Below are 14,271 nucleotides of genomic sequence, written 5' to 3'. Positions count from 1 at the left end.
AGACACACCAACGTCGGTCCGCGCGACCGCTACGAGGAGAGAAGTTAGAGATGACGGAGCTTTCGATCCGTCCGGACGAGATCCGGGACGCCCTGGACAGCTTCGTGCAGTCGTACCAGCCTGGTGCGGCCTCGCGCGAAGAGGTCGGCCGTGTCGTCGACGCCGGTGACGGTATCGCCCACGTCGAGGGCCTGCCCTCGGCCATGACCAACGAGCTGCTCGAGTTCGAGGACGGCACGCTCGGCCTCGCGCTCAACCTCGACGTGCACGAGATCGGTGTCGTCATCCTGGGTGACTTCTCCGGGATCGAGGAGGGCCAGCCGGTCAAGCGCACCGGTGAGGTCCTGTCCGTGCCCGTGGGCGACGCCTTCCTGGGTCGCGTGGTCAACCCGCTGGGCCAGCCCATCGACGGGCTCGGCGAGATCCAGGCCGAGGCTCGCCGCGCGCTGGAGCTGCAGGCCCCCAACGTCGTGTCGCGCAAGTCGGTCCACGAGCCGATGCAGACCGGCATCAAGGCCATCGACTCGATGATCCCGATCGGTCGTGGCCAGCGTCAGCTGATCATCGGCGACCGCCAGACCGGCAAGACCACGGTCGCGGTGGACACGATCATCAACCAGCGCGCCAACTGGGAGTCCGGCGACCCCGACAAGCAGGTGCGCTGCATCTACGTCGCCATCGGCCAGAAGGGCTCCACGATCGCCTCCGTGCGCGGGACCCTCGAGGAGGCCGGCGCGATGGAGTACACCACGATCGTCGCGGCCCCCGCGTCCGACGCCGCGGGCTTCAAGTACCTCGCGCCCTACACCGGTTCGGCCATCGGCCAGCACTGGATGTATGACGGCAAGCACGTCCTCATCGTCTTCGACGACCTGTCCAAGCAGGCCGAGGCCTACCGCGCCGTGTCGCTGCTGCTGCGCCGCCCGCCGGGCCGCGAGGCCTACCCCGGCGACGTCTTCTACCTGCACAGCCGCCTGCTGGAGCGTTGCGCCAAGCTGTCCGACGACCTTGGCCACGGCTCGATGACGGGTCTGCCGATCATCGAGACCAAGGCCGGTGACGTGTCGGCCTACATCCCGACCAACGTCATCTCCATCACCGACGGGCAGATCTACCTGCAGGGCGACCTGTTCAACGCCAACGTCCGCCCGGCCGTGGACGTGGGCATCTCGGTGTCCCGCGTCGGTGGCTCCGCGCAGATCAAGGCAATGAAGGAGGTCTCTGGCCGCCTCAAGGTGGACCTGGCGCAGTTCCGCGCCATGGAGGCCTTCGCGATGTTCGCCTCGGACCTCGACCCCGCCTCGCGCCAGCAGCTGGCCCGCGGGGCCCGTCTGGTCGAGCTGCTCAAGCAGCCGCAGGCGTCCCCGATGGCCGTCGAGGACCAGGTCCTGGTCGTGTGGGCCGGCACCTCCGGCAAGCTCGACGACGTCGAGGTCGACGACGTCCGCCGCTTCGAGGCGGAGTTCGTCGACTACGTCAAGCGCGAGCGCGGCGGCATCCTCGACGCGATCCGCGAGACCAAGAAGCTCGACGACGACACCAAGTCGGCGATGGACGACGCCATGACGGCCTTCAAGCAGCAGTTCCGTCCGGGCACCGAGCACGCGGGCATCCACCCCGGCCACGAGGAGTTCGACTCCATCGAGGACGACGAGATGGACCGCGCGCAGATCGAGCGCCACTGACCTGACGCGCGCGTCGGTGCCGGGGGAGACCCCGCGGGGACACCCCGGCACCGGCCACCGTCACCAGCGGCACACCGGACACCAGACACTCCAGGCAAGAACCCCAGGAAGGCGGCAACTACATGGGTGGGCAGATGCGGGTCTACCGCCAGCGCATCCGGTCCGTCAGCGCGACCAAGAAGATCACCAAGGCGATGGAGCTCATCGCCGCCTCCCGCGTGGTCAAGGCCCGCGAGGCCGTCATGAGCGCAGCCCCCTACACCCACGCGCTGACGCGTGCGGTGTCGGCGGCGGCGTCATACGCAGGCGAGGATCACCCGCTGACCACACGCACGAGCGAGGGCCGACGGGCCGGCGTCCTCATCATCACCAGCGACCGCGGCCTGGCCGGGGCCTACTCGGCGTCTGCGCTCAAGACCGCCAACGAGCTCATGGAGCGCCTGCGCTCCGAGGGCAAGGAGGTCGTCCCCTACCTCGTCGGTCGCAAGGCCGTGGCGTGGTTCAAGTTCCGCGACCGCCAGTACGCCGAGGCGTGGGAGGGCTTCACCGACGCGCCGAAGTTCGAGCACGCCCGGGAGATCGGCGAGCGGGTCATGCGGGACTTCCTGCGGGACAGCGAGGACGGGGAGGGCGTTGACGAGATCCACGTCGTCTACACCCGCTTCCGCACGATGGTGACGCAGCAGCCTCGCGCGCTGCGGCTCCTGCCCCTGGAGGTCGTCGAGAAGGGCCAGCGTGTCGAGGTCGACGAGGGCTTCATGGAGGAGCCTGACGACGAGGGCCTGCAGCCGCAGTTCAGCTTCGAGCCGGACGCCGAGACGGTGCTGGACGCCCTGCTGCCCAAGTACGTCACGTCGCGCATCTACACCTGCCTGCTGGGTGCGGCCGCCTCCGAGCTCGCGTCGCGCCAGCGCGCGATGAAGTCGGCGACGGACAACGCCGAGGAGCTCATCAAGACCTACACCCGCCTGGCCAACCAGGCGCGTCAGGCCGAGATCACCCAAGAGATCAGCGAAATCGTGGGCGGCGCGAACGCCCTCGCGGACGCCAAGTAAGCCGCCCAAGACAAGAAGGTAGAGACAGCCATGACTGCCACCATGAACGAGGCCCAGCAGGGCGCCCCCGCCGAGGGCGGCGTCGGCCGGGTCTCCCGCTCCATCGGCCCCGTCGTCGACGTGGAGTTCCCCGTCGACGCCATGCCCGACATGTACAACCTGCTCAAGGTCGACGTCGAGCTCGGCGGCGAGACCAAGGCGCTGAACCTCGAGGTCGCCCAGCACATCGGTGACAACCTCGTGCGCGCCGTGTCCCTGCAGCCGACCGACGGCCTCGTCCGCGGCGCGACGGTGCGCGACACCGGCGGCCCGATCACCGTCCCCGTCGGCGACGTGACGCTCGGCAAGGTCTTCAACACCACCGGCGAGGTGCTCAACCTCGCCGAGGGCGAGCGCTTCGAGGTCAACGAGCGCTGGGGCATCCACCGCCAGGCGCCGGCCTTCGACCAGCTCGAGTCCAAGACGCAGATGTTCCAGACCGGCATCAAGGTCATCGACCTGCTGACGCCGTACGTGCAGGGCGGCAAGATCGGCCTGTTCGGCGGCGCCGGCGTGGGCAAGACGGTCCTCATCCAGGAGATGATCGCCCGCGTCGCCCGCGACCACGGTGGCGTGTCGGTGTTCGCCGGGGTCGGCGAGCGCACCCGCGAGGGCAACGACCTCATGGTCGAGATGGAGGAGGCCGGCGTCCTCGGGCAGACCGCCCTCGTCTTCGGCCAGATGGACGAGCCGCCGGGTACCCGCCTGCGGGTCGCCCTGTCCGCGCTGACGATGGCGGAGTACTTCCGCGACGTCCAGAAGCAGGACGTGCTGCTCTTCATCGACAACATCTTCCGCTTCACGCAGGCCGGCTCGGAGGTCTCCACCCTCCTCGGCCGTATGCCGTCCGCCGTGGGCTACCAGCCCACGCTGGCCGACGAGATGGGTGTGCTCCAGGAGCGCATCACCTCGACGCGCGGCCACTCGATCACCTCGATGCAGGCGATCTACGTGCCCGCCGACGACTACACCGACCCGGCCCCGGCCACGACCTTCGCCCACCTGGACGCGACCACCGAGCTCTCTCGCGACATCGCCTCCATGGGCATCTACCCGGCCGTGGACCCGCTGACGTCGACGTCCCGCATCCTCGACCCGCGCTACATCTCCCAGGACCACTACAGCACCGCGGTCCGCGTCAAGGGGATCCTGCAGCGCAACAAGGAGCTGCAGGACATCATCGCGATCCTCGGCATGGACGAGCTCTCCGAGGAGGACAAGATCCTCGTCAACCGGGCTCGCCGCATCCAGCGCTTCCTCTCGCAGAACACCTACGTCGCCAAGCAGTTCACCGGCATCGAGGGTTCGACGGTCCCGCTGGAGGACACCATCGAGGCGTTCACCAAGATCTGCGACGGCGACTACGACCACGTCGCCGAGCAGGCCTTCTTCATGTGCGGTGGCCTCGACGACGTCGAGCGCCAGTGGGCGGAGATCCAGAAGAACCTCTGACCTCCAGCCGTCAGCACGACGGCGGGCCATCTCCTCCAGGGAGATGGCCCGCCGTCGTCCTTTGCTAGGGCGCACCAACGTGCACGGGTGAGTGGTCGCATGGGACTTGATGAACGGGTCCGCGGCCCATCGTTGGGTCCGTACACTGGGTGAGCCAAGATCCTCGTGGAAGGCGATCCATGTCTGCTTCCCGTCCGGGACAACTCCGTGTGGCCTATCTGGTCAGCAAGTACCCCGCTCTATCGCACACGTTCATCGAGCGAGAGATCGACGGTTTGCGTGGCCAAGGCATCGATGTGGTCACCTTTACCGTGCGCCCCTGTCCCGAGGGCGAGCTGTCGTCGTCGACCATGCGCTCGGAGGCGACCCGAACCCGCCCCATCATTGGCGCCCCAAAGTGGCATTGGGCGCGAGCGCACCTGGGTTTGATGAGACGACGCGGCGATGTGTGGTGGAAGGGCTTGCGAATCGCATTGTCCACGGGGCGTCTTGAACCCAGGTCGAGGCTGTGGCAGCTGTTTTACTTTGGCGAAGCCGTTGTGTTGTATGACTACATGCGCCGAGACGGCCTGCGCCACCTGCACGTTCACATGGCGAACGTTGCCGCTGATGTGGCCCGGCTCGTCACTGCGCTCGGTCAAGCTGAGGATGGCCCGACGGGTGGGTGGCGATGGTCTCTGACCATCCACGGTCCCGGGGAGTTCGAGATGGTGGAGCAGTGGGACGTACCGGCCAAGTTGCGGGCAGCTCAAGGTGTTTCCGTCATCAGCGATTTTGGCCGTAGCCAACTTATGCGACTCGTGGAGCCAGAACACTGGGCCAAGATGAGCAAGGTCAGAATGACGGTCGAGCCGACCGTGTTCAAGGGACTTTCAGCCGAACGAGCCCATCGCTCCGGCCCCCTGCGGGTGCTCTACGTCGGCAGGCTCGTGCCCCAGAAGGGGGGCCCTGTCCTCGTCGACGCGCTGGCCCTCCTTAGCGAGCGAGGCGTTGACTTTACGGCTCGTCTCATCGGCACTGGTGAACTCCTCGAGACACTACAGAGGCAGATCTCGGCTGCCGGTCTGGCCGATCGGGTGCACCTGGTAGGTCCCGTCGGGCAGGACGATATCCTTGAACAGTACGCGTGGGCCGATGTCTTTGCTCTTCCCTCGTTCCAGGAAGGGCTACCGGTCGTTCTCATGGAAGCGATGGCTACCGAACTGCCCGTCGTGACCACGCGGATCGCCGCAGTCTCTGAGCTGGTTGAGGATCACCTGTCCGGGCGGGTGGTTCACGCTGGCCGCGCCGACCTTGTCGCAGATGCTCTCACCGAGTTGGCTGACCACCCCGACCGTCGCCTGGAGATGGGGAAGCGAGGTCGGCAGGCCGTACTTGCCGGGTTCACTCCTGCCACCGCCAGCCCTGCGATGGCGGCATTCATGCGCGAAGTGCAGCAAGCTTGACGGCGTCACAGGCCGAAACTGACTCCAAACCTCTCTGGCGGGTCATCGCTCGATCAAACGAGCGGGGACACCGACGTAGGTACCACCTGGTTCGGTGCTCTTAGTGAGCACGGCATTGGCGCCGATCTTGGTTCCACGAGCCACCGTGATCGGGCCGAGCAGTTGTGCGCCCGCACCGATGTAGCAGTCGTCCTCGATCGTGGGGCCATTCCCAGTGTCGCCAACCAGCCCGAGTGTTGTGTGGTGATAGATCGTGCAGTTGGAACCAATGACGACGCTGTGGTGCATGATGACGCCCCTTACGGAATGGGGTAGCCAGAGCCCGGGACCGGCAGGGATGCTCGTGGGGATTTCTGCCCCCATGATGCCCCGAAACCACACCGCGTTGGCTACCTGCTGCAGCATCCGGCAAAGTCGGGCGACGGGGTGGCGCTGCCCGTACGTGGCCTGGCCCAGGCGCCATACCGCGAGGGTGATTCGTTGCGACAGGGTGGGATTCTTTGCAAAGTCGATGCGCAAACATTCCCGCATACGTGTCTTCGCGTCCCCCCAACTGGGGGCCGGGGTTCGACGCTGACCAATACTCGCGCGCTCGTCCATAACCCTGTCCTTCGTTAGAATGCGATACGGCTCTGAAATAGATTCCCAGTGAGTCAGCGAGTGGACGCGTCTCGCTCCCACGCCCCTGCCTTCGCACGCTGGGCGCGAGCACGGGCTACGAGGGTCACTGCCAGATACACGAGGACGGATGGAGTCGTTGTCGGGCGACTCCGCACCAAGCCCAGGAGGGCAGTGGCCGTGCCGCCCGTGCTCGGGGAGAAGTCGCCCCGGGCAGAATCATCGCCCTCGCGGGCAAGCTGACGGTTTCCCTTTGCCACGCGCACGCGCACCGCAATCAAATTGCTCAAGGTCCGAGGGACCTGCACCTCGAAGGTGCTCGGGACCACGATGCGCTCGTCCGGCGCGAAGAGCCGCTGCACGAAGAGGTCATCACTGGTTAACGCCGGGAATCGTTCGAAGCGAGCTCGCCCGCTGCGAGATAGGCCGTAGACACCGAGCCCAACCAGCTGGTCGCGAACGTAGGGCAGTTCCCTGAATACGTCGTAGAAGGCGCGCACCGGCCAGGACGCCGCATCCGTTGCGAAGCGGACCTGCGGGGCCGCCGCGATCGCACGGTCCGTGTCAAGGGCGCGGACGAGATCGGCCAGAGCGGTGGGCGATAGAGAGATGTCCGCATCGAGGTAGACGCGCGGGTATGCCACTGCTGCCGCATCGCCGGAGTTGAGCGCGGCGACCTTAGAGGGCTCAGGCAGGTCTAGGACCGTCACGCCAGCGAACGAGCTCGCGACCTCCACAGTGCTGTCGGTGCAGCCGTTGGCGGCGACCACGATGTCCAGGGGCAGGCCCGAGTCCTCGAGGGACTGCAGGCACCGGTGTATAACCCTGGCCTCGTTGTGTGCAGGGATGATCACAGACGCCCGGGGCGTCGGGGGGCGCATAGCTGTCACGAGCTGGTGTCCTCGAAGGTTCGTCCGGTCTCCCGGTCCTTGGTGGCCAGGCGACGAGCGTAGACCGACCCGGCCGCGGGGAGGCGCCGCAGCAGCTCGGCCTTGAGCCTGATCCGGCGCGAGCTCGGCATGAGCCGGGCTGCCAGGGCGAAGTGGTGGGCGGCGGTCGCCCGGTCCCCGCGGCGCAGCGCGTGCTCACCTAGGTCGACCTGCCGCACGGCGGAGCCCTGCGCGAGCCGCAGCTCGACGAAGGCCCGCTCCTGCGCGCTCAGCGAGTCGGCGTACTGCTCGGCGATGTGCCGCAGCACCTCCTGCTCCCCGGCATACATCCGCTCGCTCTGCGTGGACAGGGTGCCGGACACCCGGCGGTACAGCGCGTGCTGCGCGGTGACATACTCCGCGCGCCAGCCGCCGTAGATCGCGCGAGCCCAGAAGTCGTAGTCCTCGCAGACCCGCATGGACTCGTCGTAGCCGCCGACCTCCTCCCACATGCGGCGGGGGAAGACCGCGAAGCCCGACACGAAGTTGTTCTCCAGGATGTGCTGTCGCTGCCGGTCGGGGGAGGGGGTGCCGGAGGGCAGCACGGTGCGCCCCGGCACGATCCCGGCCGCGCTCATCAGCAGCGCGTCGCACGTGACGAAGGCCCGTGGCGACCCCGCCGCCGCCCACACGTCGACGGCCGCCTGGACGTAGGGCGGCAGCAGGATGTCGTCGGCGTCGAGGAGGCAGATCAGCTCGCCCCGGGCCTCGTGGATCGCCGCGTTGCGGGCGCCCGGCAGGCCCTTGTTGTCCTGGGTCACGACCCGCACGAGGTCGCCGTAGGCGGCGAGCAGCTCCGGCGTGCGGTCGCTGCTGCCGTCGTCGGTCGCCACGACCTCGATGTGCGGGTAGGTCTGCGTCAGGGCACTCGTGACCGCCGCTCCGAGGAAGCGCTGCGCCTGGTAGCAGGGGATGACGATCGACACGAGCGGCTGGCTCGGTGAAGGCATGGGTACTCCGTTCCTGGTCCGCCCCCAACCCTACGGGCGTGGAGCGGGTCGGGAAGGGCGTTGGCGGGATTCTGGAGCAGGCGTCATCGCGCTGCGGTAACGTCCGCGCACGCACGGTGAGGCCGGTCTGGTCCCCCTGGGTGGAGCCGGACCCCATGCCTCGGAGCGCACTCTCAAGATCTCGGAACGTAACCGAAGGCCCGGGACCCGACCGTAGGATGACGGGGTGCCCTTCACCCTCCGTGTCCGTCCCGCTGCCCTGCTGCCGCGCCCGCAGGGGTGCGCGCGTGACTGAGGGGACGACGGACACTCCTGCGACGCCGGCCGGGTCGAGCTCTGCAGCCCGGGTGCTGGTGCGTGGGGCCAGCTGGCAGACCCTGGCCCAGGTGGCCCCGTTGGCGCTCAACCTGGTCCTGACCCCCTTCGTCTTTCACGGGCTGGGTCTGGAGGCCTACGGCAAGTTCCTGGTCGTCAACAGCCTCGCGGCCGCGATGGGGACCTTCGACGGGGGGATCGGAGCGAGCGCCCAGCGCTACTTCACCATCTATGCCGGCCGGGGCGCGCGCGAGCAGATGACCAAGCTGCTCGTCTCGCTCATCGGCATCGTGACCGCCGTCTCGGCGGTGGTCTTCACCGCTCTGTGGATCGCGTCGCCGGCCATCGTCCGCTTCTTCAAGACCTCCGCCGCCCTGCAGGACCAGACGACCTTCCTGCTGCGCACAATGGTGGTCGTGGTCGGGGTCGCGCTGGCCCGCCAGCTCTTCGCCTGCGTGCTCTACAGCATGCAGAAGTTCTCCGTCCCCAGCCTGACCGGGCTCCTCGGGCACGCCGTCTACGCCGCCGGCATGATCTGGACCGTGAAGTCAGGCGTGGGCCTCTACGGCGTCGCCTACACGTTCATCGCTCAGCAGATCCTCAGCACGGTGCTGATCGTCCCGTCGGCGATGCGCTTCCTGTCCCGCGACGGCGTCCGCTTCATCACCATGGCGGAGCTGAAGGACTTCTTCACTTACGCCTGGAAGGCGCAGATCGCGAGCGTCCTGGAGATGGCGGGGCTGCAGGGCGACATGCTCATCGTGGGGCGCTTCGCCGCGGCCCAGGTCGGGATCTTCGGGCCCGGCTCGCAGTTCGCCTTCCAGCTGCGGTCGCTGCCTGCCAACGCGGCCGGCACGCCTATGCAGGCGCTCATCGGGCGGTGGGTCGGCGCCGACGGCGCGGAGGTCTCGCTGCCGCGCTTCGAGCGGCTGCAGAGCCTGTGGGTGAAGTTCGTGTCGGGCTGGGTGGCCGTCGGCGTGCCGGCTTGCTTCTTCGGCGTCGTGCACTGGCTGCACATGGACACGCCGCTGCCGGGCCAGGTCGCCGCGCTGGCGCTGCTGGGCCACTTCTTCCCGCTGCTCGCCATCCCGCTGATCCTGTGGGTGCTCACGCTCGGGCGCCCCGAGATCGACATGAGGTACGGCATCGTCAACGTGACGCTCAACCTCGCCCTGACGGTGGCCTTCATCATCCCGTTCGGGGTCCTCGGGTCCGTCGCCGCCACCGTCGCGGCACAGCTCGTCGCCTTCGTCTTCCTGCTGCGCCACGTCGCCAAGCACCTCCCGCAGGCTCCGCGCTCCTCCTTGCAGGAGGTCCCGGTGCTGGAGATGCTCTTCACCGCGTCCATCGCCTACCTGTCCGTCTACGGAATGAGCCTGCTCATCGGCGCCGGCTACATCAAGGAGGGAGCACTCTCGCTGCTGGCCTGCGGCGTCGCTGCGGCTCCGGCCGGGATCGTCTACGTCCTGCTGACCGTTGGACCTCGAGAGCTCAAGGCGATGATCGACCGCCGCCGCCGCGGCGCGGACCTGGTCACCTGAGCGCCGCCGCACCAGCCACCTGATCGAATGACCACCTGACCACCTGGGGGATCACAACGATGACGACCACGCGCACGCGGGCCTCGCTGTCCGCCGCCGCTGCCGTGCTGCTGCTCGGCGCGGCGGCCTGCTCGGGGGAGCCCGACAAGACCTCGCCGACCTCTGGCGCGCCCACCTCCTCGGGGGCGCCCTCGGCCTCCACCTCCGCCTCGCCGGGGGGCACGACGCGCACGCAGATGGCCCTGACGACGCCGCCCACCACCGTGGCCTCGCCCAAGGCTGCCGACACGCCGCCCAGCCAGCTCTTCGCCCCCGACAACGTCTTTCGCGTCGACGTCAGCAAGGCACCGAAGGACCAAGACAGCGCGGCGATGATCAAGAACCTCCAGGGGCAGATCACGCCTCACTGGGGAGGCGTTGCCGCCTTCAATACGCACCAGTACAACCCGAGCTTCTACGTGGTCGATAACTCTGTACCCAAACAGGACGTGGCGTTCTACGACTGCCAGAAGAAGGGTGCCGCTCCAGCTGGCCTCCTCAACGGCCCCGCGATGTTCAAGCAGGTGCCCGTGCCTCGGAACGCTCAGCCGGCCTCAGGGACGGACAAAGCTCTGTCCATCTACAACAAGGACACCGACCAGCTGTGGGAGTTCTGGGTGATGGAGCCCACCAAGGGCGCCAAGCCCGGGTGGCGGGCCTGCTGGGGCGGTCGTATCGACAACGTCTCGACCGCTCCTGGCTACTACGATCAACCGTTCGGTGTCGCCGCGTCGGGACTGGCACATGTCGGTTACATGATTTCTTTGCAGGAAGCGCGCACCCGGAAGATCGAACACGCCATGGGAATCGGGTTGATCGCCACGAGGGATGCAAGCCAGATCTGGTATCCCGCCAACCGCAGTGACGGTAACTCAAACGATCCCACCGCCATCCCCGAAGGGGCTCGGCTAAGGCTCGATCCCTCCGTCGACGTCGAGAAGCTCCAGCTGTCCCCAATTGGTAAGGCTGTTGCACGCGCAGCCCAAAAGTACGGCTTCATCGTCGTGGACACCTCGGGCGCTGTGGCCTTGTATGCCGAGTCGGGTCAGCCGGAGAAGGCCCGGACGGGCAAGGATCCGTGGCCCGAGATCCTCGGCGGCCAGCCCAACTACAAGGTCCTGGAGGGCTTCCCCTGGGACAAGGTGCAGGTCGTGCAGCGGGAGTACGGCAAGCCCGGCTCCTGAGCCACGAGACGCAGGCGGGCCCCGCTCCCCCCAGGGGGGAGCGGGGCCCGCCTGCCTGTGCCGTATGCCGAGATGCCCGCCTCGGGCCTCACCGCGCTCGCTGGCGACCTGCGGGGCTCAGCCCTCGCGGCTGCGGAGCTGCCGGGCGGGGGCGCCCGCCACGATGGCGCCGGGCTCCACGGTGCCGCGCACGACGGAACCGGCGGCCACCACGGCCCCGTCGCCGATCCTGGCGCCCGGCAGGATGGTGCACCCGGAGCCGATCCACACGTCGTCGCCGATCTCGACCCCGTCGCCGGACCAGGGCTGGCTGACGATGGTGCGGCCCGCGGCGACCCCGTGGTTGGAGCCGACGATCGTGATGTGCTGGCTGATCAGGCAGTCGGAGCCGATCACGATGGAGGCACCCGCGCAGCGGATGTTGTTGAACTCGCCGATGTAGGTGCGGTCGCCGACGCTGAGCCGACCACCTGTGAGGCCGCCGCCGTCGTCGCAGACCAGGACCGTGGGGCCGGCCACGTAGACCTCCGCCCCCAGGTGGACGCGGGTGGGGTCTCCGCGAAAGATCGCCCGGGTGGTGACGTAGGCGCCCGGGTTGCGCCGACGCAGCTGCTCCTTGGGGAGCCACTCGTCGCGTGCCAACCGATAGACGTCCTTCAGGCCCATGGTCATGCCTCTCTGGTCGATGTCGCAGGCCGCAGCTCGTCCAGGGCGGCCGCGGGCTGCGGCTCCGCCGTACGGGACCCGGTCGTGCGCACGATGAACTCGCGCCCGGCGATGCCCGCGATCATCCAGGTGAGGGTGTTGGGCAGGGGGAAGGGGTTGGGGCTGGTCATGGTCGGCACGAGCCACGCGAAGAAGGCCATGACGGTGAACAGCCACCAGCCGTAGCGCTCCGGCGTGCGACGGTCGGGGCGCAGCAGCACGATGAAGGGGCCGAAGAGGCAGATGACGGCCCACAGCACACCACCGATGACCCCGGTCTCCACGGCCCGCGACAGGAAGACGTTGTGGATCTCGATGGTCACGGTGGTGATGGGGTACTCCGGTGACTGTCGCACCCAGTCCACGCCGTGGTCGATGAAGGTGGACCACCCGACGCCGAAGAGCGGGTGCTGGTCCAGGGCGCGCCACCCCGCCTCGTAGGTGTTGGCGCGGTCGTAGAGCGACCGTTGCGTGCCGAAGCGGGACAGGACCAGCTCGGACACGGTGGGGACCGCGACGAGTGCGGCCGCGCCGAGCGCCACGAGCGCCACCCCCGCGGGGATCAACCAGCGGCGCAGCACGGGAGTAAGCAAGGAGACGGCCACGAGCCCGAGGGCAGCCGCGAGCCATGCCGAGCGCGTCGCCGTGAGGACGACACCCATCAGGCAGGCGGGTATCGTCGCCAGCGCGAGCCAGCGCCACAGGCCACGGAACCGATAGACGGCGAAACCGGCTGCGAAGAGGCAGAGGTTCATCGTGAAGCCGCTGCCCTCGCCGGTCAGGAACGGACCGACCGCACGGCTGTCGTTGGCCGCCAACGGGTTGGTGTCGAGGAAGGTGATGATGTAGCGCGGCCACACCAGGGAGCGCGGACCGACGATGGTGAACCACGACGTCAGCCCGAGGTAGAGCCCCATCGGGACCAAGGTCTTGAGCAGCAGGTCTCGACGCCGGGGGGTGGTGAAGACCAGGGCGCCCACCAGCAGCATGACCATGGGCACGATGATCCGGTCCAGCAGGGCGTAGAAGCCCTTGTCGGTCAGGAGGGTGCCTGCCGTGAGGGCTGACCAGGTCGTCCACAGGACCAGGAAGATCATGACGCCGTAGATCGGCCGCCAACGGGCGCGGTCGCGCTCCGGGTCGAGGTACAGCAGGGTGAGCGCGGCCAGCAGGATGGCTCGGTCCAGCGGGGCCGGGATGCCCAGCTCGCTCCAGTGGCCGGAGAACATGTTGGTCACCAGGTAGGCCAGCATCAGCCATACGTAGACCGGGATCGACTCGCGCTCACGGGCCTCGCCCGGCGTGCCGGTCGCGAGAGGAGAGGCTTTGGCGTCGACGGTCACGCGCGCTCGCTCCGCACGGTGGCGCCCCGCTCCTCACCCGCTCCCGGCACCGGGGCCTCGATGACCTCCGGGTCGGTCACCGGGGCGCGGTGGCGGCGCCCGTCCTGAGCGGCCCGCCCACGGCCGACGCGCGCCTGCCGACGGTCCAGCAGGACGGCGAGGAGCAGCGCGAGGGCCAGGCCGACGACGAGGCCACCGAGGGCGTAGCGCTGCTGGTTGCCGGCCTTGGTGGAGGCGCTGAGCTCGGCGGGCTTGACGACCACGAGGTTCGCGGCCTGCGACCCCTGGGAGATCTGCTGCTGGTACTTCTGCCCGACGGCGTCGAACTGCACGCGCAGGGTGGCTTCCTTGGCGTGCGCCCGCGCGGCCGCGCTGCGGGTGCTCGTGATAGCAGCCTGGCTGGTGGCCCGTCCGGCGGCCTGCCCGGCGGCGGTGTCGGCCGCGTCGGACGCGGCCTTGGCGGCGCCCCACTCGTCACCGAGCTTCTTGAGCTGGGCGAGGGTCACCTCGGGGTCGCTGTCCGCCTTCTTGGAGTTCACGGCCTTGACGAGGTCGTCGGCGGCCTTCTGCGCCGCGGTGACGACCCCGGCCTTGTCGGGGCCCTTGGCCTCGATCCGGATGACGTTCGAGTCAGGGACGGGGGAGGCGCTCACCTCGGTGCCGGCCGGCACGTCGCCCTTGCCCTCGATGCCCCGGTCGTTGACCCAGCGGGAGTAGTTGGCCGCCATCTCGGTGGTTGCCTGGGGGAAGCCCGCGATCTGACCCGCGGAGATGTTGCCGGTGCCCACGGAGGTCCGTGCCTCCGCGGTGTAGGTGGGGGTCTTCGCAGCCCCTGCCAGGTAGCCGAGCACCGCGAGCACGAGGGGCAGGGCGAGCGCCAGCCACCAGCGCCGGGCCAGGGCCGACAGCGGTGAGGACGGGGCAGTCTGAGGATGAGCAGTGGTCACGAGACTCCTTCGGAGGGACGGTGG

General features: G+C 68.4%; 12 protein-coding genes. 6 read left to right on the top strand and 6 right to left on the bottom strand.

From position 1 onward, the window contains the following. Positions 1–50: 50 nt before the first annotated feature. From atpA to GGG17_RS09835, 4 genes are all read left to right on the top strand, one after another. Positions 51–1,685: a F0F1 ATP synthase subunit alpha gene (gene atpA, locus GGG17_RS09850; protein ID WP_154593522.1), complete on the top strand. Its 1,635-nt coding sequence runs from the start codon at positions 51–53 to the stop codon at positions 1,683–1,685. A gap of 122 nt (positions 1,686–1,807) precedes the next feature. After that, positions 1,808–2,740, top strand: coding sequence for a F0F1 ATP synthase subunit gamma (locus GGG17_RS09845; RefSeq protein WP_154593521.1), 933 nt, complete (start codon positions 1,808–1,810; stop codon positions 2,738–2,740). Between the two features lie 30 nt (positions 2,741–2,770). Beyond that, positions 2,771–4,231 carry a F0F1 ATP synthase subunit beta gene (gene atpD / locus GGG17_RS09840; protein WP_154593520.1) on the top strand — a complete coding sequence of 487 codons (1,461 nt, stop codon included), beginning with the start codon at positions 2,771–2,773 and terminating at the stop codon, positions 4,229–4,231. 209 nt (positions 4,232–4,440) lie between these two features. Further along, the gene (locus tag GGG17_RS09835; protein WP_311966577.1) at positions 4,441–5,676 is read left to right on the top strand and encodes a glycosyltransferase family 4 protein; all 1,236 of its coding nucleotides are present in this window, start codon (positions 4,441–4,443) and stop codon (positions 5,674–5,676) included. 42 nt (positions 5,677–5,718) lie between these two features. On the opposite strand, the gene GGG17_RS09830 is transcribed toward GGG17_RS09835, so the two are convergent. From GGG17_RS09830 to GGG17_RS09820, 3 genes are all read right to left on the bottom strand, one after another. Then, positions 5,719–6,195 carry a serine O-acetyltransferase gene (locus GGG17_RS09830; RefSeq protein ID WP_195849190.1) on the bottom strand — a complete coding sequence of 159 codons (477 nt, stop codon included), beginning with the start codon at positions 6,193–6,195 and terminating at the stop codon, positions 5,719–5,721. Between the two features lie 134 nt (positions 6,196–6,329). After that, positions 6,330–7,175, bottom strand: a complete 846-nt coding sequence (locus tag GGG17_RS09825; RefSeq protein WP_230082882.1) for a glycosyltransferase family 2 protein — start codon at positions 7,173–7,175, stop codon at positions 6,330–6,332. Positions 7,176–7,180: 5 nt separating this feature from the next. Beyond that, positions 7,181–8,173, bottom strand: a complete 993-nt coding sequence (locus tag GGG17_RS09820; RefSeq protein WP_154593516.1) for a glycosyltransferase family 2 protein — start codon at positions 8,171–8,173, stop codon at positions 7,181–7,183. Between the two features lie 287 nt (positions 8,174–8,460). Here GGG17_RS09820 and GGG17_RS17180 point away from each other — a divergent pair, with 287 nt between their 5' ends. Together GGG17_RS17180 and GGG17_RS09810 are read left to right on the top strand one after the other, a co-directional pair. Continuing rightward, positions 8,461–10,029, top strand: coding sequence for a polysaccharide biosynthesis C-terminal domain-containing protein (locus GGG17_RS17180; RefSeq protein ID WP_154593515.1), 1,569 nt, complete (start codon positions 8,461–8,463; stop codon positions 10,027–10,029). A 59-nt stretch (positions 10,030–10,088) separates the two neighbouring features. Beyond that, positions 10,089–11,252, top strand: coding sequence for a hypothetical protein (locus GGG17_RS09810; protein WP_154593514.1), 1,164 nt, complete (start codon positions 10,089–10,091; stop codon positions 11,250–11,252). A 117-nt stretch (positions 11,253–11,369) separates the two neighbouring features. Here GGG17_RS09810 and GGG17_RS16910 read toward each other — a convergent pair whose 3' ends face one another. From GGG17_RS16910 to GGG17_RS09795, 3 genes are read right to left on the bottom strand one after another with little or no spacing between them, the layout of a single operon-like run. Continuing rightward, the gene (locus GGG17_RS16910) at positions 11,370–11,924 is read right to left on the bottom strand and encodes an acyltransferase (protein ID WP_283809786.1); all 555 of its coding nucleotides are present in this window, start codon (positions 11,922–11,924) and stop codon (positions 11,370–11,372) included. Further along, entirely contained in the window at positions 11,921–13,300 is a 1,380-nt protein-coding gene (locus tag GGG17_RS17175) for an O-antigen ligase family protein (RefSeq protein ID WP_154593513.1), read from the bottom strand. The genes GGG17_RS16910 and GGG17_RS17175 overlap by 4 nt, the downstream gene beginning before the upstream one ends. Next, positions 13,297–14,247: a YveK family protein gene (locus GGG17_RS09795; protein ID WP_154593512.1), complete on the bottom strand. Its 951-nt coding sequence runs from the start codon at positions 14,245–14,247 to the stop codon at positions 13,297–13,299. The genes GGG17_RS17175 and GGG17_RS09795 overlap by 4 nt, the downstream gene beginning before the upstream one ends. Between the last annotated feature and the right edge of the window lie 24 nt (positions 14,248–14,271).

It is taken from the genome of Arsenicicoccus cauae (assembly GCF_009707125.1).
In the GTDB taxonomy this organism is placed as follows: Bacteria; Actinomycetota; Actinomycetes; order Actinomycetales; family Dermatophilaceae; genus Arsenicicoccus; species Arsenicicoccus cauae.
This window is presented reverse-complemented; position numbering and strand designations above follow the sequence as displayed.

Excerpts from the sequence above, each read along its gene's own strand:
- atpA (WP_154593522.1), top strand. The coding sequence starts at position 51 with ATGACGGAGCTTTCGATCCGTCCGGACGAGATCCGGGACGCCCTGGAC.
- GGG17_RS09845 (WP_154593521.1), top strand. The coding sequence starts at position 1,808 with ATGGGTGGGCAGATGCGGGTCTACCGCCAGCGCATCCGGTCCGTCAGC.
- atpD (WP_154593520.1), top strand. The coding sequence starts at position 2,771 with ATGACTGCCACCATGAACGAGGCCCAGCAGGGCGCCCCCGCCGAGGGC.
- GGG17_RS09825 (WP_230082882.1), bottom strand. The coding sequence starts at position 7,175 with ATGCGCCCCCCGACGCCCCGGGCGTCTGTGATCATCCCTGCACACAAC.
- GGG17_RS09820 (WP_154593516.1), bottom strand. The coding sequence starts at position 8,173 with ATGCCTTCACCGAGCCAGCCGCTCGTGTCGATCGTCATCCCCTGCTAC.
- GGG17_RS09810 (WP_154593514.1), top strand. The coding sequence starts at position 10,089 with ATGACGACCACGCGCACGCGGGCCTCGCTGTCCGCCGCCGCTGCCGTG.
- GGG17_RS16910 (WP_283809786.1), bottom strand. The coding sequence starts at position 11,924 with ATGACCATGGGCCTGAAGGACGTCTATCGGTTGGCACGCGACGAGTGG.